Origin of the sequence: Brevundimonas sp. (genome assembly GCF_965279155.1) — a bacterium.
Classification (GTDB): domain Bacteria; phylum Pseudomonadota; class Alphaproteobacteria; order Caulobacterales; family Caulobacteraceae; genus Brevundimonas.
Map to the genome: position 1 here is coordinate 2,690,493 of NZ_OZ257138.1, position 18,967 is coordinate 2,709,459.

14 protein-coding genes are annotated in these 18,967 nt (G+C 67.7%); 5 read left to right on the forward strand and 9 right to left on the reverse strand.

The features are described 5' to 3' along the window. The first annotated feature begins 8 nt into the window (after positions 1–8). The 4 genes from lptB (at position 9) to ptsN (ending at position 3,817) form a co-directional block, all read left to right on the forward strand. Positions 9–797: an LPS export ABC transporter ATP-binding protein gene (gene lptB / locus ACQY72_RS12885; protein WP_428154003.1), complete on the forward strand. Its 789-nt coding sequence runs from the start codon at positions 9–11 to the stop codon at positions 795–797. Positions 798–1,048: 251 nt separating this feature from the next. Then, the gene (rpoN, locus tag ACQY72_RS12890) at positions 1,049–2,548 is read left to right on the forward strand and encodes an RNA polymerase factor sigma-54 (protein WP_428154005.1); all 1,500 of its coding nucleotides are present in this window, start codon (positions 1,049–1,051) and stop codon (positions 2,546–2,548) included. A gap of 62 nt (positions 2,549–2,610) precedes the next feature. Beyond that, positions 2,611–3,273: a ribosome hibernation-promoting factor, HPF/YfiA family gene (gene hpf, locus ACQY72_RS12895; RefSeq protein WP_425987075.1), complete on the forward strand. Its 663-nt coding sequence runs from the start codon at positions 2,611–2,613 to the stop codon at positions 3,271–3,273. A 79-nt stretch (positions 3,274–3,352) separates the two neighbouring features. Then, complete coding sequence (ptsN, locus tag ACQY72_RS12900) at positions 3,353–3,817, forward strand: PTS IIA-like nitrogen regulatory protein PtsN (RefSeq protein ID WP_428154006.1); 465 nt, start codon at positions 3,353–3,355, stop codon at positions 3,815–3,817. A gap of 1,237 nt (positions 3,818–5,054) precedes the next feature. Here ptsN and ACQY72_RS12905 read toward each other — a convergent pair. The 5 genes from ACQY72_RS12905 to ACQY72_RS12925 form a co-directional block, all read right to left on the reverse strand. Then, positions 5,055–5,306, reverse strand: a complete 252-nt coding sequence (locus ACQY72_RS12905) for a DUF1150 family protein (protein ID WP_135194761.1) — start codon at positions 5,304–5,306, stop codon at positions 5,055–5,057. Between the two features lie 63 nt (positions 5,307–5,369). Beyond that, positions 5,370–5,792, reverse strand: a complete 423-nt coding sequence (locus ACQY72_RS12910) for an Hsp20 family protein (RefSeq protein ID WP_425986043.1) — start codon at positions 5,790–5,792, stop codon at positions 5,370–5,372. A gap of 126 nt (positions 5,793–5,918) precedes the next feature. Then, the gene (locus ACQY72_RS12915; RefSeq protein WP_428154008.1) at positions 5,919–7,232 is read right to left on the reverse strand and encodes an ammonium transporter; all 1,314 of its coding nucleotides are present in this window, start codon (positions 7,230–7,232) and stop codon (positions 5,919–5,921) included. Positions 7,233–7,267: 35 nt separating this feature from the next. Next, entirely contained in the window at positions 7,268–11,779 is a 4,512-nt protein-coding gene (gene gltB / locus ACQY72_RS12920; RefSeq protein WP_428154010.1) for a glutamate synthase large subunit, read from the reverse strand. Then, on the reverse strand, positions 11,776–13,203 hold the full coding sequence (locus ACQY72_RS12925) for an NAD(P)-dependent oxidoreductase (protein ID WP_428156710.1): 1,428 nt from the start codon (positions 13,201–13,203) through the stop codon (positions 11,776–11,778). The genes gltB and ACQY72_RS12925 overlap by 4 nt, the downstream gene beginning before the upstream one ends. 267 nt (positions 13,204–13,470) lie before the next feature. On the opposite strand from ACQY72_RS12925, the gene ACQY72_RS12930 reads away from it, so the two are divergent. Beyond that, positions 13,471–15,846: a membrane-bound PQQ-dependent dehydrogenase, glucose/quinate/shikimate family gene (locus tag ACQY72_RS12930; protein ID WP_428154012.1), complete on the forward strand. Its 2,376-nt coding sequence runs from the start codon at positions 13,471–13,473 to the stop codon at positions 15,844–15,846. A gap of 58 nt (positions 15,847–15,904) precedes the next feature. Here ACQY72_RS12930 and ACQY72_RS12935 read toward each other — a convergent pair whose 3' ends face one another. From ACQY72_RS12935 to proB, 4 genes are read right to left on the reverse strand one after another with little or no spacing between them, the layout of a single operon-like run. Further along, positions 15,905–16,240 carry a type II toxin-antitoxin system PemK/MazF family toxin gene (locus tag ACQY72_RS12935; RefSeq protein WP_428154013.1) on the reverse strand — a complete coding sequence of 112 codons (336 nt, stop codon included), beginning with the start codon at positions 16,238–16,240 and terminating at the stop codon, positions 15,905–15,907. Then, a complete protein-coding gene (locus ACQY72_RS12940; RefSeq protein WP_039244746.1) occupies positions 16,227–16,442 on the reverse strand; it encodes an AbrB/MazE/SpoVT family DNA-binding domain-containing protein in 216 nt (71 codons plus the stop codon). Before ACQY72_RS12940 ends, ACQY72_RS12935 begins: the two co-directional genes overlap by 14 nt. Positions 16,443–16,478: 36 nt before the next feature. Continuing rightward, the gene (locus ACQY72_RS12945) at positions 16,479–17,756 is read right to left on the reverse strand and encodes a glutamate-5-semialdehyde dehydrogenase (RefSeq protein WP_428154015.1); all 1,278 of its coding nucleotides are present in this window, start codon (positions 17,754–17,756) and stop codon (positions 16,479–16,481) included. After that, positions 17,753–18,922, reverse strand: coding sequence for a glutamate 5-kinase (gene proB, locus ACQY72_RS12950; RefSeq protein WP_428154017.1), 1,170 nt, complete (start codon positions 18,920–18,922; stop codon positions 17,753–17,755). The genes ACQY72_RS12945 and proB overlap by 4 nt, the downstream gene beginning before the upstream one ends. Positions 18,923–18,967 lie beyond the last annotated feature (45 nt).

Below are 18,967 nucleotides of genomic sequence, written 5' to 3' on the forward strand. Positions count from 1 at the left end.
CTGAGCATTTGGCGCGCAAGGAACTGTCAGCCCTGAACCTGGACGACCGGCCCCAACTGGCGCCCGTCGTTTCGCCTGCGGAAAAGGGTCTGCGGGTGCTGAACCTCGCCCGGTCCTTCGGGCCGCGTCAGGTGGTGCGTGACGTGTCCCTGACGGTGCAGCGCGGCGAGGTCGCGGGCCTGCTGGGCCCGAACGGCGCGGGCAAGACGACCTGTTTCTACATGATCACCGGCCTGATCCCGCCGGACTCGGGCACGATCTGGCTGGACGGCGAGGACATCACCGGCCAGCCGATGTATCAGCGCAGCCGCATGGGCCTGGGCTATCTGGCGCAGGAAGCCTCGATCTTCCGTGGCATGACCGTCGAGCAGAACGTCAAGGCGGTGGTCGAGCTGAACTATCCGCGCGACCAGATTCGCGCCGAGACCGACCGGCTGCTGAACGAGCTGCACATCGACCACCTGCGGCACGCCCCCGCCACCGGCCTGTCGGGCGGCGAGCGGCGTCGGGTCGAGATCGCGCGCGCGCTGGCGGGCCGGCCGTCCTTCATGCTGCTGGACGAACCCTTCGCCGGCATCGACCCCCTGGCCATCGCCGACATCCGCACCGTGATCCGCTACCTGGCCAGCCAGGGCATCGGCGTGCTGATCACCGACCACAATGTGCGCGAGACCCTGGACATCACCGACCGGGTCTCGATCATCTCGAATGGGGCCGTGCTGTTCGAAGGCACGTCGGACGAGGCGGTCTACGACGCCGAAGTGCGCCGGGTGTATCTGGGCGAAAACTACGTTTGATCTACGTCGTCTCCTCCCTGCGAAGCGGGGAGGGGGGCCACGAAGTGGTGGAGGGGCTCTTGAAGTCCCACGGGCGTCTGTGATGCGGTGAAGAACCCCTCTGTCACGGCGCGAAGAGCGCCGCGCCACCTCCCCGTCGCTACGCGACGGGGAGGAGACGATGTGGCGTTCGTCTCGCGTTAACCGGTTAGGCGACATTCTGTCCCAGCAAGTTCCGGGCCACTCGGCGGCTGGGCAGGAAAATTTCGAACGTGATCGGGCAAAGGTTAGAGGTCAGGCAGGGGCAGGGGCTGGTCATCACGCCCCAGCTGCAGCAGGCGATCAAGCTGCTGCAACTGTCGAACCTTGAGCTGGACGACTTCGTCGAGGCCGAGCTGGAACGCAATCCGCTGCTGCAACGCGAGGAGCCGGAGGGCGAGACGCCCGAGCCGGTCGAGCGGGTCGAGGCGGCGTCCGACAGCGAAATGTCTTTCGGCGACGGGGTCGGGCATGACTCCGTGTCCGGCATGGATGCCGGCTCGGACGATGTCTATGGCGACGCGGCGCCGGGCGAGCGCACCAGCGACCGGATGACCGACGAGGCCCAGCCGGGGCTGTCGGACTGGTCCAGCGCCGGCAAGGGCGGCCAGATGTTCGAGGGCGACGGCGAACGGCCCGACACGCACGAGCCGACCCTGTGGGAACATCTTCAGGCCCAGGCTTCGTCGGCCGGGTTTTCGGTCGCCGACCAAGGCGTCGCCCTGACCCTGATCGATGCGACGGACGAGGGCGGCTATCTGCGCGGGGAACTGGCCGAATTCGCCGACCGGCTGGGCGTGCCGCTGGAACGGATCGAGGCGGTGCTGGCCGTCTGCCACGGGTTCGAGCCGACCGGCGTCATGGCGCGGTCGGTGCCGGAATGCCTGAAGCTGCAGCTGATCGAGCGCAATCGGTTCGATCCGGCGATGGCGGCCCTGCTGGACAATCTGGACCTGCTGGCCAGGCGCGACCTGGCGGGGCTGAAGAAGGTCTGCGACGTCGACGGCGAGGACCTGACCGACATGATCGCCGAGTTGAAGGCGCTGACCCCGCGCCCGGGCGCCGGCTTCGGCGGCGAGCCGGCCCAGACGGTGGTGCCCGATGTCCATGTGCGGCCCGACCCGGCCGGCGGCTGGCGGGTCGAGCTGAACGCCGACACCCTGCCGCGTCTGCTGGTGGACAAGCGCTATCACGGCCTGGTCCAGGCGGGCGCGCGGTCCGATACGGAAAAGACCTTCGTCGCCGACTGCGCCGCCCAGGCCAACTGGCTGGTCAAGTCGCTGGATCAGCGGGCCAAGACCATCCTGAAGGTGTCGTCGGAGATCGTGCGCCAGCAGGACGCCTTCCTGGCGTTCGGCGTCGAGTTCCTGAGACCGCTCAATCTGAAGACCGTCGCCGACGCCATCGGCATGCACGAATCGACGGTCAGCCGCGTCACCTCGAACAAATATATCGCCACCCCGCGCGGCGTGTTCGAGCTGAAATTCTTCTTCACCGCCGCCATTCAGTCGGTGGACGGCGCATCGACCCATTCGGCCGAGGCCGTCCGTCACCGGATCAAGTCCATGATCGACGGCGAGGGCCTGGAGGGCGACGTTTTGTCCGACGACAAGATTGTGGAAATCCTGAAGGAAACGGGCATCGACATCGCGCGCCGAACCGTCGCCAAATACCGGGAAGCCTTGAGGATTCCGTCGTCCGTCGAGCGCCGCCGGATGATGAAGACCGCCTGAAGCGTAACCACAAAACGGTGATCCCGATTGACACCAAATGCGGTCGGGAGCGTTCTATCCGTATGCAAGTCCAAGTGAGCGGCAAGCAAGTGGATGTCGGCGAAGCGTTAGGCTCGCGCATCTCCCAGGAACTCGAAGACGGGGTCGGAAAATACTTCGCCCGAGGCGGTGAAGACGCCGAGGTCGTGGTGTCCAAGGACGGCCACAACTTCAAGGTGGACTGTTGGGTCCGCCTCGCGTCGGGCCAGACTTTGGTGACGACCGGCATGGGCGGCGACGCTCATTCCGCCTTCACCGAGGCGCTGGATCGGCTCGAAAAGAGGGTCCGTCGCTACAAGCGTCGGCTCAAGGATCACCATATCGGACCCAAGGGTCTGTCGCCCGAGAAGACCGAGAACGCCGCCCGCGAAGTCGCACGCAGCATCGTGCTGCGCGATCCCGACAGCGTGGAGGACGATGTCTTCGGCGACACCGGCGAGAACGACGGCCCGCCGCCGGTGGGCATGGTCATCGCCGAGACCGAGCACGAAATCCGCACCATCACGGTCGGACGTGCGGTGCTGGAGCTGGACATGACGGGCTACCCCGTCGTCCTGTTCCGCAATGCGGCCCATGGCGGCCTGGCGGTCGTCTATCGTCGCCCGGACGGCAATGTGGGCTGGATCGACCCTGAAATCGCCAGCGCGACGAATGGCAAGACCAAGACCAACGGCTCAGTGAACTGAACAGCCAAGTTTGACTTCGGCGCGGGAGCCTCTAAACGGGCGCCCGCGCCGTTGTCTCTGCGTGTATCGAGGTTGTCTGATGGACATCGGTGATCTGCTCGCGCCCAAGGGCGTGGTGCTGCGCGGCGGCGCGTCGTCCAAACGACAGGCGCTGCATGCGCTGGCCGAGGCGACGTCTCACGCCTTGGGCATCGACGAATCGAAGATTTTCGACGCCCTGATGGAGCGTGAGGCGCTGGGTTCGACCGGACTGGGATCCGGCGTGGCCGTGCCGCATGCGCGTCTGGACGAAGTCAGCCAGGTGACGGCCGTTTTCGTGAGGCTGGATACGCCCGTGGCCTATGACGCCGTGGACGATCGTCCGGTGGACCTGATCTTTGGGCTGTACGCCCCGTCCAAGGCGGGTGCGGAGCATCTGCGGGCGCTGGCGGCGGTGTCGCGCGCGCTGCGGTCGCCGGAACTGCGCGAACAACTACGCCAGGCGCGCACCACCGATGCGATCCGGGCGCTGTTCGTCAAGGACACGGCCGCCACCGCCGCCTAAGCATAATGAAGGCGGCGTTCGTCACGCCGCCCCATCATTACGAATTCGATGGAAGCTTGGCCACAAAACTCAAGTGCTGAGTGGATTTCAGTGCTGTTCTGACCCGCAGGATTTGGGCGCACCCCCACAGACCTCCCAGTTTGGTTTGAAAGTGTAGTTTGGCAGTTTCCTGGTTTGCGATCGTTGGCGTGGGAATTCCCTAAAAGTCGACCTGCGCCATACCCAGTTTGGGGTGGCCCGCGCATGTGAGGTGCGCCAGCGGTAGGCCCGCGGACATTCCATTTTGCGCTTGCTTGCGGCGCTAAACATTGCAACCTGTAACAAGTGTAACAAAACGCGGAGGGTGTGTGATGGGTAGCGTAGTAGCTAGATCCGCAATCAAGTCCTACGTCGCAGACATGCAACGCCAACTGGCGGATATGCTGGAAGAGTTAGGGGATCCGCTCGCGCCAGAGGCTCGCAAGCTCGCGCTCAGCCTAACTGATTGTGGTGCTGAGCAAGATCATAGGCCACCTGCCTAGTTTATATTATAACACCAGCCTGGAATCGGGTTGGAGATACGTATGTCTAGCGATGCCGTAGAAGCGCACATTCACAGGGCGCTTTTGATCCTGGCTGACCTTGCAGCTAACGCAGGCCTTCAGGTTGAGCATGATCTGAGAGCTTTGGCAGAACGTATCGCGCCGGGACCTGTCGGAAGGGCTTAGTCAAAAAAGTCCCTAAATCGCACTCTGGGGCCTGGATCAGGCATTTGATCAACGCGTGTTTCTGCTTTTTCTTTCGCGCCACGCTCTCGGCTGCGCCGCAAACATCGAAGCCAAGCCTTGCAGTAATCTCGGTCGGTCTTTAAGCGGGGATCAATTTTTACAGGCATTCCGACTTTGTGAAACGCGTTGAGCACCGGAATTAGGATGTATTCGTAATATGTCCTTGGCCAATCAGGCTCATACTCTGCCCAGTCCTCCATGTGGTGATCAACTAAGTCTTCTGGAGGCCACTCCGAGGTTGAGGGTGGTGGATTATTGGGCTTCATCGTCCCCATCCCAAGGCAGATAGCCGGGGCATCTGCGGAACCTCCGGCTGTAGCTCCCCGCTAGAGCGAGCATTTTAGCTCAACCTTGAGGTTATATTTCACACTCAAGGCGCGCAACTGCTTGATCGTAGAAAACATCGCAGGGTTGTCGATTTGGCGGTGATACCGCTTGCACCACTCGAAAACCTGACCCCATCATTGCAATCAGTGAACCGAAACCGGCTCCAGCTCGTGCGCTACAGCGGCGGCGAAGGCGGTGTCGCGGTCGATCATGACCGCCAGGCGCTCGCCGTCGGCGCTGTGGACGGCATAGAGGGACTGGCCGGGGTTCAGGTCCACGTCCTTGATCTCGACCGCTTCCTCAAGCAGGTCGGCCGCCTTGATCTCTCGCACATAGACGAGGTCGGGGGCGCCCAGTCCTGCAAAATCTTCCTTGGTCATCGTCATCGGCGTCATTAGGACCGCCTCCTTCAGTTTGACAACGCCCGGATCGCCGGGCGGTTCGAACGGCTATGCTTTTCAGCCGACCGTGATGGGAATTCGACGCACCTGGCGTTCGGACTCGGGGCGGATCAGATCGACGTGCAGCAGGCCGTGCTCCAGCCGGGCGCCTTCGACCTCCAGCCCGTCGGCCAGCACGAAGTTGCGCACGAAGCCGCGTGCTGCGATGCCTCGGTGCAGAAAGGCCTGTTCCCCCTTGCCGGCGTCGTCGCGCTTGCCCGCTATGGTCAGTTGGCGGCCGTCCAGGGTGATGGCCAGTTCGTCGGGCGCGAACCCGGCGACGGCCAGGCTGATGCGCACGCCCGCCTCGCCGATCTGTTCGACATTGTAGGGCGGATAGCTTTCGGCCGTCGCCTTGGCGGCGCGGTCGATCAGGGCGCGGGTGTGGTCGAACCCCAGCAGGAAGGGGCTGTCGAACAGGATGGTGCGCGTCGTCGTCATCTGGGTCCTCGAATAAAGCGACCGAGCGGCCGGTCCCCCGCAATCGGCAAGACCTTCCGTCACAGATGAAGATGGGGGCGGACGGGGGCGGGATCAACCGCCCGCGCCCCGGGCCCTGTGGGCCGGTTAGTGGATGGCCTCGCCGTGCTGGGTATAGTCCAGCCCCTCGACCTCTTCGTCCCTGGTCACGCGCAGGCCGGTGGTGAACTTGCAGATCATCAGGACGACGAAGGTGCCCGCCGCGCTCCAGACGATGACGCCGCCCAGGCCGATGGCCTGTTTCCACACCGTGGCCCCGTCGGACAGGGCGTTGACGGTCGTGGTGGCGAAGACGCCGGTCAGCAGGGCGCCGACGATGCCGCCGACGCCATGCACGCCGAAGGCGTCCAGGGTGTCGTCGTACTTCAGCGCGTGTTTCAGCCAGACCGCGCCCGCATAGCAGGCCGGGCCGGCGATCAGGCCGATGAAGAAGGCGCCCTTGGGATCGACGAAGCCTGCGGCGGGTGTAATGGCCACCAGGCCGCCGACGATGCCGGACAGCAGGCCCAGCAGGGTCGGGCGCTTGCGGTCGAACCATTCGATGGTCATCCAGCCGAGCGCCGCAGCGCCGGCGGCCAGGATGGTGTTGAAGGCGGCCGTGGCGGCCAGTGCGTCGGCGGCGCCCGCAGACCCGGCGTTGAAGCCCAGCCAGCCGACCAGCAGCAGGCCGGTGCCGATGGCGCTATAGACCAGGTTGGCGGGGGCCATGTTGTCGCGTCCGAAGCCGTGGCGCGGCCCCAGCACCAGGGCGCAGACCAGGCCGGCGACGCCTGCATTGACGTGGACCACCGCCCCGCCCGCGAAATCGAGCACGCCCAGCCCGCCCAGATAGCCGCCGCCCCAGACCTGGTGACAGATCGGCGCATAGACGATCAGGTGCCACAGGGCGAAGAACAGCAGGCTGGCCGAGAACTTCATCCGCTCGGCGAAGGCGCCGGCGACCAGGGCGGGGGTGATGATGGCGAAGGTCATCTGGAAGCTGACGAACAGCAGTTCCGGCAAGCCAGGCAGCAGGCTGTGGGCCGTCTGGGCCGTCACGCCGTTCAGGAAGGCCGCCTGGACCCCGCCGATGAAGCCGTTGATGGCCTCCGGCCCCTTGCCGAACGACAGGCTGTAGCCGACCAGGAACCACAGCACCGAGACGATGGCGAAAGCCGCCGCCGACTGGGCGATGACGCTGATTATGTTCTTCTTGCGCACCATGCCGCCGTAGAACAGCGCCAGGCCCGGCAAAGTCATCAGCAGGACCAGCGCCGTCGAGGTCAGGATCCAGGCCGTCGCCGCAGTATCGATGATCAGCGGCTTCTGGTGCGCCAGCAAGGCGGGCGACGCCAGGACGGGAGACGCCAGCGACGCCGCCCCCGCGACGAGTGTGGCGACGAGGGCGGCATGTCGGGTCATGAATTCGTCTCGGGGAGGAGAGGAAGAAAACGAGGTCAGGCGGAAGTCTTAAGCCGTTCCGACCGGGTGACAATGTCCGTCAACGGAACGATGCGCACGAACCTTTGCAGCGTGTTGTCCCAGTCGCCCAGAAGGCGTCGGGCCAGCGGGGATGCGGTCGCCGCCAGGTGCGCCTCGACCAGGCCGCGCAGCCGTTCGGCCGCCGCCGCGTCGATGTCGGACACGCCCGCCAGGTCGCCGTTCAAGGCCCGCTCGGCAAAGCCCGGCTGGTCCAGCACGAACAGCTCGCCGCCGCTCATGCCCGCCGCCAGGTTCCATCCGACCGAGCCCAGCACCACCACCCGGCCGCCGGTCATATATTCGCAGCCGTGCGCCCCCAGGCCCTCGACCACGGCCTCGGCGCCGGAGTTGCGCACCGCGAACCGCTCGCCCGCCGCGCCGGCCACGAACAGCCGACCGGAGGTGGCGCCATACAGGGTGGTGTTGCCGCAGATCAGCTGATCCTCGCGCCATTCGGGCGTGCGGACCGATATCTCCGCGCCCGACAGCCCCTTGCCGACATAGTCGTTGGCCTCGCCGGTCAGATGCAGTTCCAGCCCCTTGGCCGCAAAGGCGCCGAAGCTCTGGCCCGCGATGCCTTCCAGACGCAGCTTCAGCCGCCCGGCCGGTCCCTGCGGGCCGAAGCGCCGCACGATGGCGGAGGAGACGGCGGCGCCCACCGTGCGCTGGGTGTTGTTCAGCGGATAGGACAGCTCCAGCGTCTGGCCGCGGTCCAGGAAGCGGACGGCGTCCTGCAACACCCGGGCGTCCAGGCTGTCGGCGATGGGCTTGCGGGTCGTCTTGTCGGCCCATTTGCCGGCCGCGCCCTCGTCCACCTGAACCAGCAGGGGGTTCAGGTCCAGGTCGTCCAGGTGCGAGCCGCCACGGCGCACCTGACGCAGCAGGTCGGTGCGGCCGATGATCTCGTCCATCGTCCGCGCGCCGATGGAGGCCAGGATCTCGCGGGTCTCCTCGGCGATGAAGGTGAACAGGTTGACCACCTTGTCGGGGGTGCCGGTGAACTTCTCGCGCAGGCGGTCGTCCTGGGAACAGACCCCGACGGGGCAGGTGTTCGAGTGGCACTGGCGCACCATCAGACAGCCCATGGCGATCAGGGCGGCGGTGCCGACGCCGTATTCCTCGGCCCCCAGCATGGCGGCGATGACCACGTCGCGCCCGGTGCGGACCCCGCCGTCGGTGCGCAACGTGACCGAGCCACGCAGGTTGTTCAGCGTCAGCACTTGATGGGCCTCGGCCAGACCGATCTCCCACGGCAGGCCGGCGTGCTTGATCGAGGTCTGGGGCGAGGCGCCTGTGCCGCCGTTGTGGCCGGCGATCAGGATGGCGTCGGCATTGGCCTTGGCCACCCCGGAGGCGATGGCGCCGATGCCCGAGGCGGACACCAGTTTCACCGTCACCCGCGCATCGGGGTTGATGGCCTTCAGGTCGTAGATGAGCTGGGCCAGGTCCTCGATCGAATAGATGTCGTGGTGCGGCGGCGGCGAAATCAGGGTGGTGCCGGGCACGGCGTGGCGCATCCGGGCGATGAACTCGGTGACCTTGAAGCCGGGCAATTGCCCGCCCTCGCCGGGCTTGGCGCCCTGGGCCACCTTGATCTCGATCTCGCGGCACTGGTTCAGATATTCGGCGGTGACGCCGAACCGGCCCGAGGCGACTTGCTTGACCGCCGAGTTGGCGTCGTCGCCGTTCGGACGCGGGTGATAGCGTTCCGGGTCTTCTCCGCCCTCGCCCGAGACCGAGCGGGCGCCGATGCGGTTCATGGCGATGTTCAGCGTCTCGTGCGCCTCGGGGCCCAGGGCGCCCAGCGACATGGCCTGGGTCAGGAAGCGGCGGCGGATGTCCGACACGCTCTCGACCTGGTCCAGCGGAATGGCTGTGCCTTCGCGGAAGTCCAGCAGGTCGCGCAAGGACAGGTCGGCCTGGGCGCGGACGGCCTCCGAAAACTGCTTGAAGCGGCGGTAGTCGCCCCGATTGCAGGCGTCCTGCAGCAGGTGGATGGTCTTGGCCTCGTGGGCGTGGGCCTCGCCGCCCGAGCGGATCTTGAAGAAGCCGCCGATGGCGGGGGAGGGCAGGGCCTCGCCCCAGGCCACCTTGTGCCGCTTCATCGCCGCCTGTTCCAGACCGGCCAGGCCGATGCCGGAAATCCGCGACGGGGCGCCGGGGAAGAACTCGGCCGTCAGGGCGCGCGACAGGCCCAGCACCTCGAACTCGCAGCCGCCGCGATAGGCGGAGATGACGCTGATCCCCTTGCGCGCCAGGGTCTTCAGCAGGCCCGCCTCGATGCCGGCCTTGTAGTTCAGACAGGCGTCGCGCAGCGTCAGGCCGGGATACAGGCCCCGGTCCAGACGCTCCTGGAACAGATCCTGGGCCAGCCAGGCGTTGACGGTGGTGGCGCCGACCCCGACCAGGACCGCGAACCCGTGCGGGTCCAGCGTCTCGGCGGTGCGCACCACGATGGAGCAGTAGGAGCGCAGGCCCGCCTTGGTCAGGCGGCCGTGGACCCCGGCGGTGGCCAGGATCATCGGGGCGGCCAAGCGATCCACGGCTCCCGCCTGATCCGTCAGCACGATCAGGGCCGCGCCGTCGCGGGCGGCGGCCTCGGCCTCGTCCATGATCCGGTCCAGGGCGGCGCGCAGGCCGGCGCCTGAGCGCGCGTCCTCGGACGGCACGTCATAGCTGCAGTCGATGACCACGGTCGAACCGGCGCCAATCGTCTCGACCATCCGTTCGTACATGCCGTTGGTCAGGACGGGGCTGTCCAGAACGAAGACGTCGGTCTGGGCCGCTTCCTCGGCCAGGATGTTGCCCAGGTTCTTGAACCGGGTCTTCAGGCTCATGGCGCCCGCTTCACGCAGCGGGTCGATGGGCGGGTTGGTGACCTGGCTGAAGTTCTGGCGGAAGTAATGCGACAGGGGACGCGGCAGGGCCGACAGCACCGCCGGCGGGGCGTCGTCGCCCATGGAGCCGACCGCCTCCTTGCCGTCACGCACCAGGGCGTCCAGCAGCAGGTCCAGGTCCTCGCGGCTGTATCCGGCGGCGATCTGACGACGGGTCAGGGCCTCGCCCGAGGCCGAACGCGGTTCGGGTCCGGGGCCGATGATCGGCTCCAGATCGACCATATTGTCCAGCCACTCGGTATAGGGGTGGGCGGCGGACAGGGCGTCGATGGCCTCGTGCTCGTCGTACAGACGGCCGTGCTTCATGTCGACGGCGATCAGCTTGCCGGGACCGATGTGCAGGCGGCGCTTCACCCGGCTCTCGGGGATGGGCACCAGGCCGGCTTCGGACCCGGCCATCAGCAGACCGTCGACGGTCTCGACCGCGCGCAGGGGGCGCAGGCCGTTGCGGTCCTTGCCCGCCACGATCCAGCGGCCGTCGGCGGCGCAGATGGCGGCCGGGCCGTCCCACGGCTCCATCACCGCATTGCAATAGGCGTAGAAGGCCCGGTGCTCGGGCGGCATGACGACGTCGTCCTTGGCCCAGGCCTCAGGGATCAGCAGGGCCTTGGCCATCGGCGCGGGGCGGCCGGCGTGGACCAGCACCTCCATGACATTGTCCAGGGCGGCCGAGTCCGACCCGCCCGGCTGAACCACCGGCTTCACCTCGCGGTCGCGGTCCCCGAAGGCCTGTGCGGCCATGCGGATCTCGTGCGACTTCATCCAGTTCAGATTGCCCTTCAGCGTGTTGATCTCGCCGTTGTGGGCCATCATGCGGAAGGGCTGGGCCAGCTTCCATTCCGGGAAGGTGTTGGTCGAATAGCGCTGGTGGAAGACGGCGTAGGCCGAGACGAAACGCGGGTCCTCCAGGTCGGGATAGAGGTCGCCCAGCAGTTCGGCCCGCACCATCCCCTTGTAGGCGATGGAGCGTGCGGACAGGGTGCAGATATAGACCGCGGCCAGGTTTTCGGTCTTGACCGTCTTCTCGATGCGGCGGCGACACAGATACAGCTCGCGCTCCAGCGCCTCGCCGTCCAGCGGCTGGCCGGCGTCGTCCAGCGGCGGGGCCAGCATGATCTGTTCGATCTCGGGCCGGGTCGCCCCGGCCTTGGTCCCCACGACCGACAGGTCGATGGGCGTCTGGCGCCAGCCATAGATCCAGAAGCCGGCGCGCAGGGCCTCGGTCTCGACGATGGCGCGGGCGCGGTCCTGGGCGCCCAGGTCGGTGCGCGGCAGGAAGACCTGGCCGACGCAGATCGGGCCGGGCCGCAGGGACTGGCCGATCGAGGCCACCTGTTCGGCGAAGAAGCCCTGGGGCAGTTCGCACATGATGCCGGCGCCGTCGCCCGACAGGCCGTCGGGATCGACCGCGCCCCGGTGGGCCACGGCCTTCAGGCTGCGGATCGCATATTCGACCACGTCGCGGCGGGGCGTGCCGTCGATGGAGCAGACCAGGCCCACGCCGCAGGCGTCACGCTCGGAGGCGCGGTCATAGGCGTGGCCGGCTTCCAGCCGGTCGCGGGTCTCATTGTACTTGTTCAGCCAGGTCATGCCGCGACCTCCTCGGTGCGGGTCTTGAAGTAGCGGTCGATCTCGGCGGCGGCGTCCTGGCCTTCGCGGACGGCCCAGACGACCAGGGAGGCGCCGCGCACCGCGTCGCCGGCGGCGAAGACGCCGGGCAGGCTGGTGGCGAAGCTGATGGAGCCGACCTTAATGGTGCCGTCGTCGCGCAGGCGCAGATCGGGCTCGTGCGCCGCGAACGGCTCGGGCGAGAAGCCCAGGGCCTCAATGACGATGTCGGCGGGAATGTCGAAGTCGGCGCCGGGAACGGGCACGATGTCGCGACGCTGGCCGGGGGCGGCCTCGGTCAGCTGCATGCGCGCGGCGCGCACGCCGGTGACGGTGTCGCCTTGGGACAACAGGGCCTTGGGCGCGCCCAGCCATTCGAAGACGACGCCTTCCTCCTCGGCGTTGACGACCTCGCGGGCCGAGCCGGGCATGTTCTCGCGGTCGCGACGATACAGGCAGGTGACGCTGGCAGCGCCCTGACGGACGGCGGTGCGGACGCAGTCCATGGCGGTGTCGCCGCCGCCGATCACGACCACTCGCTTGCCGCGCGCCTCGTGCCAGCCGTCCTGTTCGGCGTCGCCCAGGTCGCGACGGTTCTGGTGCGTCAGATAGGACAGGGCCTCGACGGTCGAGTCCGCGCCCCGGCCGGGCGCCGACAGGATGCGCGGCTGATAGACGCCCATGGCCAGCAGGACCACGTCGTGGCGCTCGCGCAGCTCGGTCAGGGTCACGTCCTTGCCGACTTCGCAGCCCAGCGCGAACTGGACGCCGCCGTCGATCAGCCTATCCACGCGGCGCTGGACGACGTGCTTCTCCAGCTTGAAGCCGGGGATGCCGTAGATCAGCAGGCCGCCGGCGCGGTCGTGGCGGTCATAGACGACGACCTGATAGCCCTCGGTGCGCAGACGGTCGGCGGCGGCCAGACCGGCCGGGCCGGCGCCGACGATCCCGATGCTCTCGCCGCGCTCGGCGGCCGGGCGGATCGGTTCGACCCAGCCGTTGGCGAAGGCCTGGTCGCCCAGCCAGGCCTCGACCGAGCCGATGGTCACCGCGTCCCAGCCGGACTGGTTTAATGTGCACGAGCCCTCACACAGCCGGTCCTGCGGACAGATGCGGCCGCAGATTTCGGGCATGGTCGAGGTCAGGGCCGCGACGCGCCAGGCCTCGCGCGGCTCGTTCTCGGCCGACAGGCGCAGCCAGTCGGGGATGTTGTTCTGAAGCGGGCAGGCGTTCTGGCAGAACGGTACGCCGCAGTCGGTGCAGCGCGACGCCTGTTTCTCGGCCGTCTCGGTGGACGGCGGAATCGTGATCTCGCCGAACCCGCGAGCGCGCAGTTCGGCCGAGGCCTTCGAGAGGCGGCGTGGTTCGACGACGAAAGTCCCGCCTTGCTTCAGGGTCTTATGCATACCGCGCATATGCCGCAAACGCTCGGTTCAAGGCAAATATTATTGCCGCGAGCGGTTCTCAGCCGTTGAAAAAGAAAAAATCATCCAATTGCGGATGTTTCGTCGTCAAAAGTTGCTCTGTGGAGGCGTGTGCGGCGCAACGGCCTTTTGTTCCGGGGTGCGACAATTAGGAACCCACGCGGCGCCCAAGCGTTGCCGAGGCTCAATCTGCAGCCAGAGAGTGCGATCATGCCGCGATGGACAACCCCGACCGGACTGGGAGGGTGGTTGACGCTGCTTCTCGGTCTTTTGCTGGCCGTGATCGGTCTGGTCCTGACCGTCGGGGGCGTGCAACTCGCGACCCTGGGCGGCTCCTGGTATTATCTGGTCGCAGGCCTGGCGCTGATCGCAGCAGGCCTTTTGCTTGTCTATCGCGACGTTCGCGGGGCGTGGGTCTATGGGGCGGTCTTCGTCGCCACCGTGATCTGGGCGCTGTGGGAAAAGGGCCTGAACGGCTGGGCCATGGTGCCACGCCTGGTCGGCCCTCTGGTGTTGATGTTCCTGGTGCTGGCGACCCTGCCGGTGCTGCGGTCGCGTGGCGGAGGCAAGACGGCCGGCTTCGGCGCCCTGGGCCTGGCGGTCCTGACGGTGGTGTTCGGCCTGGTCGTCGGCCAGGTGAACCAGGCCCGTGTCGACAGCCCGGTGCCGGGCGCGCGGGGACCGTTCGGCGATCCCGCCCTGATCAAGGCCGGCATGGACTGGCCCGCCTATGGCGGTTCGGACGCCGCCCAGCGCTATTCGCCGCTGAACCAGATCAACAAGGACAATGTCGGCCAGCTTGAGCGGGCCTGGACCTTCCGCACGGGCGACCTGCCCGGCGAGCGGTTCGGCGCGGAGACCACGCCGCTGAAGATCGCCGACACCGTCTATCTGTGTTCGGCCCGCAACCGGATGTTCGCCCTGGACGCCAACACCGGCAAGCAGAAGTGGACCTATGATCCCAAGGTGCCGGACGAACAGATCCCCTATACGGCGGCCTGCCGGGGCGTGACCTATTACGCCGTGCCGAACGTCGATCAGGCCCAGCCCTGCGCGACCCGCATCATCGAAGGCACGCTGGACGGCCGCATCATTTCGCTGGACGCCAAGACCGGCGTGCCTTGCCCGGCCTTCGGAACCAATGGCGCAGTCAGCATCAAGGAAGGGATGGGGAACCCCTATCCCGGCATGGTTTCGATCACCTCGCCGCCCGTCATCGTGCGCGGCGTCATCGTGACGGGCCACCAGGTGCTGGACGGCCAGAAACGCTGGAACGCCTCGGGCGTGATCCAGGGCTATGACGTCATCACCGGCCAACTGCGCTTCGCCTGGGACATGATGCGTCCCGAAACCACCACAACGCCGCCGGCGGGCCAGACCTATACCCCCGGCACGCCCAACATGTGGACCACGGCGACGGCGGACGAGGCCCTGGGCCTCGTCTATCTGCCGATGGGCAACTCGGCCGCCGACTATTATTCGTCGCTGCGCCGGCCTCAGGAAGACCAGTATTCCAGTTCGCTGGTCGCCCTGGACGTCACGACCGGCAAGCCGCGCTGGCATTACCAGACCGTGCGTCGCGACGTGTGGGACTATGACCTGGGCTCGCAGGTGACCCTGGTCGACATGCCGACCGCAGGGGGCGTGGTTCCGGCCGTAATCCTGCCGTCCAAGCGCGGCGAGATCTTCGTGTTGGATCGCCGTACAGGCCAGCCTCTGCACGGGGTTCAGGATCGTCCCGCCCCACGCGGCGGCGTCGAACCGGCCCAGCGCGCGGCGACCCAGCCCTATTCGTTGTTCAACTCGCTGGCCAAGCCCGACCTGCGCGAAGCGGACATGTGGGGCATGTCGCCCATCGACCAGATGGTCTGCCGCATCCAGTTCAAGAAGGCCTCCTATCAGGGCCAATTCACAGCCCCGACCGCCGACCGTCGCTTCATCGAATATCCGGGCTACAACGGCGGTTCGGACTGGGGCAGCGTGGCGCTGGATCCGCGCCGCGGCGTGATCATCGCCAACTATAACGACATGCCCAACTACAACCGTCTGGTGCCCCGCGCCGAGGCCGACAAGCGGGGCTGGTTCCCGCGCGACGACCCTCGCTATCAGGAAGAAAAGACCGGCGAGGGCTCCAAGGCCGAGGGCGCCGGCGACCCGCAGATGGGCGTGCCCTACGCCATCGACGTGAATGCGGGCTGGCGGCTGCCCTTCACTGGCCTGCTGTGCAAGGAGCCGCCCTATGGCGGGATCCGCGCCATCGACGTGCAGAGCGGCAAGACTCTGTGGGACCGTCCGTTCGGCACGGCCCGCAAGAACGGCCCGTTTGGCATCCCCTCGATGCTGCCGCTGGAGATCGGCACGCCCAACAACGGCGGGTCGGTGGTCACGGCGGGCGGTCTGATCTTCATCGCCTCGGCGACCGACGACCTGATCCGCGCCATCGACATCGAGACGGGCAAGACCGTCTGGTCCGACGTCCTGCCCGCAGGCGGCCAGGCCAACCCGATGATCTATGAGCAGAACGGCCGCCAGTATCTGGTGATCGTGGCCGCCGGCCATCACTTCATGGAGACGCCGGAAGGCGATTATGTGATCGCCTACGCCCTGCCCAAGGGCAGAGCATAGGCTCTGTGTGCTGGGCCTATCGCGCTTCGCGCTGCTTGAGGCCGAGATGAAATGAATGTCAGAGCGTGGCGCGGATGACAGCCATCGTCCGCGCCAGCCGCTCGTCGTCGATGCGGCCGAGGTGGGTCGCAACAGCTACATCGATGGCCGCGATCTTGGCGGGGCGGACGACGGAGGGCGCGGGCAGTCCAGCGTCGGTATAGCTGTCGCCGAACGGCACATCGTCGGCCCACGGCCGGTTGTCCGCGCTGGTGATCATGACGACCCACAACAGCCTGTCCCCGTCGCCCAGCGGTCCATCGGAAACGACTAGGGCCGGGCGGTGCTGGCGGGTGCTGCGGTCGGTGTAGGGGAAGGGGACGCGGACGACGTCGCCGCGCTCAAAGTCCGGCATAGGCCTTACGGTCCGCGTCGCTGTCCCATTCGTCGAACGCCGCGAAGGGATCTTCCGCCGGCGCCCTGCGGGCCTTGCGCAGGATCACCCGGTCGCCGTCCAGATCGTATTGAAGCTCGTCGCCGTCCTGCAGGCTCAGCGCGGCGCGCACGGCCTGGGGGATGGTGGTCTGGGCCTTCGAGGTCAGGCGGCTCTTGATCATGGGAAGAAGGTAAGGAATTTCCTTACCGGCGGCAAGTCAGGGCCTGATCTGCCCCTGGCCGCGCACGACGTATTTGTAGGTGGTCAGTTGTTCGGCGCCGACCGGGCCTCGGGCGTGCAGGCGGTTGGTGGAGATGCCGATTTCGCCGCCGAAGCCGAACTCACCGCCGTCGGCGAACTGGGTCGAGGCGTTGATCAGGACGATGGCGCTGTCCACACGCGCCGCGAACCGTTCGGCGGCGGCCGTGTCGGTGGTGACGATGGCCTCGGTGTGGCCCGAGCCGTAGCGGGCGATGTGATCGGTCGCGGCGTCCAGATCGTCCACGATCCGCACCGACAGGATGGGCGCCAGATATTCGGTGGTCCAGTCGGCGTCAGTCGCGGGCTTCATCTCGGGGACCAGGACGCGGGCGGCGGCGTCGCCGCGCAGTTCGCAGCCGGCGGCGAGCAGGTCGGCGGCGACGGGGGGCAGCAAGCGTTCGGCCGCCGCCCGGTCCACCAGCAGGGTCTCGGTCGCCCCGCACACCGAGACGCGGCGCATCTTGGCGTTCAGGACGATGGCGCGGGCGGCGTCCACATCGGCGGCTTCGTGCAGATAGGTGTGGTTCAGGCCTTCCAGGTGGCTGAGCACCGCCGTGCGGGCCTCGGCCTGGACGCGGGCGACCAGGCTCTTGCCGCCGCGCGGGATGATCACGTCGATGGCGCCGTCCAGGCCGGTCAGCATCAGGCCGACGGCTTCGCGGTCAGGCGTATCGACCAGTTGGATTGCATCGGCAGGCAGGCCGGCCTCGGCTAAAGCCTCGGCGATCAGGGCGGCGATGGCCAGGGAGGATTGCAGGCAGTCCGAGCCGCAGCGCAGGATGGCCGCATTGCCCGAGCGGATACACAGGGCGGCGGCGTCGGCGGTGACGTTGGGGCGGCTCTCGTAGATCACGCCCAGCACGCCGATGGGGGTGCGGACGCGGGCGATGTCCAGGCCGTTGGCGGGGGTCCAGCGTTCGGTCTCGACGCCCAGGGGGTCGGGCACGGCGGCGATGGTGGCCACGGCCTGAACCATGCCGGCGACGCGGCCGGGCGTCAGAGACAGACGGTCGATCAGGGCCTCGGTCATGCCACCTTTGCGAGCGGCGTCCACGTCGCGGGCGTTGGCGGCCAGGAGGGCGGGCTCGGCCGCCGCCAGCTTTGCGGACAAGAGCTCCAGCGCGCGGGTGCGGGCGGCGGCGGGGGCTTCGCGCAAGGCGGCAGCGGCGGCGCGGGCGCGCTGGCCCGCTTCTAGCATTTTGGGGGCAAGCATTCGGGTCTTCAGGTCGGTCATCGGTCGTCCAGCACCATGTCGTCGCGGTGGATCAGCACCGAGGCTCCGCGATAGCCCAGCAGGGTCTCGATCTCGTCAGAGCGTCGGCCGCGAATGCGCGCGGCCTCGTCGGCGGCGTAGGCGGCCAGGCCCACCCCGACCGAGCGCCCGTCCGGGTCGGTCAGGCGCACGCAGTCGCCCTTTTCGAAACCGCCGGACACGCCGGTGACTCCGGCGGGCAGCAGGCTCTTGCCGGCCTTCAGCGCCGTGACCGCGCCCGCGTCCAGGGTCAGGGTCCCGGCCGGCGACAGGCTACCGGCGATCCACTGTTTGTAGGCGGCCATCGGTCCGTCGGGCGCGGCGATCAATGTGGCGCGGGCGCCGTCGCGAACGGCCGACAGCGGGGACAGGGTCTGGCCCGAGGCGATGATGGTGGCGCAGCCGGCCGAGCGCGCGATCTGGGCCGCCGCCAGCTTGGTCGCCATGCCGCCGGTCCCCACGCCCGCATCGGCGTTGGCGCCCCCGCCCATGGCCAGGATGTCGGGGCTGAGGGTCTCGATCAGGGGCAGGTGAGCGGCGTTCGGATCGTGGCGCGGGTCGGCGGTGTAGAGGCCGTCCACGTCCGACAGCAGCACCAGCAGGTCCGCCCGCGCCAGCTGGGCCGTGCGCGCCGCCAGCCGGTCGTTGTCGCCATAGCGGATCTCTTCGGTGGCGACCGTGTCGTTCTCGTTGACGATGGGGATGACCCCGTGGGCCAGCAGGGCCTCGACCGTGGCGCGAGCGTTCAGCCAGCGGCGGCGGCGTTCGGTGTCGTCGCGGGTCAACAGCACCTGACCAGCGATCAGGCCGTGCGGGGCCAGGGCCTCGGACCAGGCGGCCATCAGCAGGGACTGACCGACCGAGGCCGCCGCCTGCTTGTCCTCCAGCCGCGCGCCCAGGTTTGGCAGCCGTCCCCGCCCCAGTGCGATGGAGCCGGACGAGACGACGATGACCTCGCGCCCCTGGGTCTTCAGCGCCGCCAGATCCGAGGCGACGGCGGCCAGCCAGTCGCGCGTCGGCCGACGCGTTGCCGCGTCGATCAGCAGGGACGAACCGATCTTGACCACGACGCGGCGGGCGGCCGCCAGGGCCGAAGCCGCGTCGGCTCCAGGGCTTGGGCTTTTGGGAAGGGCGACAGCCTGGGACATGAAGCTTTCTCTAACGCGGCGGTTCGGGCTTGTCTCTTGCCGCGT

Bases quoted from the DNA above. Each gene is read 5' to 3' on its own strand.
- ACQY72_RS12910 (WP_425986043.1), bottom strand. From the start codon at position 5,792: ATGACGACGACGCGCACCATCCTGTTCGACAGCCCCTTCCTGCTGGGG.
- ACQY72_RS12940 (WP_039244746.1), bottom strand. From the start codon at position 16,442: ATGATCAAGAGCCGCCTGACCTCGAAGGCCCAGACCACCATCCCCCAG.
- proB (WP_428154017.1), bottom strand. From the start codon at position 18,922: ATGTCCCAGGCTGTCGCCCTTCCCAAAAGCCCAAGCCCTGGAGCCGAC.
- ACQY72_RS12905 (WP_135194761.1), bottom strand. From the start codon at position 5,306: ATGACGCCGATGACGATGACCAAGGAAGATTTTGCAGGACTGGGCGCC.
- ACQY72_RS12935 (WP_428154013.1), bottom strand. From the start codon at position 16,240: ATGCCGGACTTTGAGCGCGGCGACGTCGTCCGCGTCCCCTTCCCCTAC.
- gltB (WP_428154010.1), bottom strand. From the start codon at position 11,779: ATGACCTGGCTGAACAAGTACAATGAGACCCGCGACCGGCTGGAAGCC.
- ACQY72_RS12925 (WP_428156710.1), bottom strand. From the start codon at position 13,203: ATGCATAAGACCCTGAAGCAAGGCGGGACTTTCGTCGTCGAACCACGC.
- ACQY72_RS12915 (WP_428154008.1), bottom strand. From the start codon at position 7,232: ATGACCCGACATGCCGCCCTCGTCGCCACACTCGTCGCGGGGGCGGCG.
- ptsN (WP_428154006.1), top strand. From the start codon at position 3,353: ATGGACATCGGTGATCTGCTCGCGCCCAAGGGCGTGGTGCTGCGCGGC.
- hpf (WP_425987075.1), top strand. From the start codon at position 2,611: ATGCAAGTCCAAGTGAGCGGCAAGCAAGTGGATGTCGGCGAAGCGTTA.
- ACQY72_RS12945 (WP_428154015.1), bottom strand. From the start codon at position 17,756: ATGACCGACCTGAAGACCCGAATGCTTGCCCCCAAAATGCTAGAAGCG.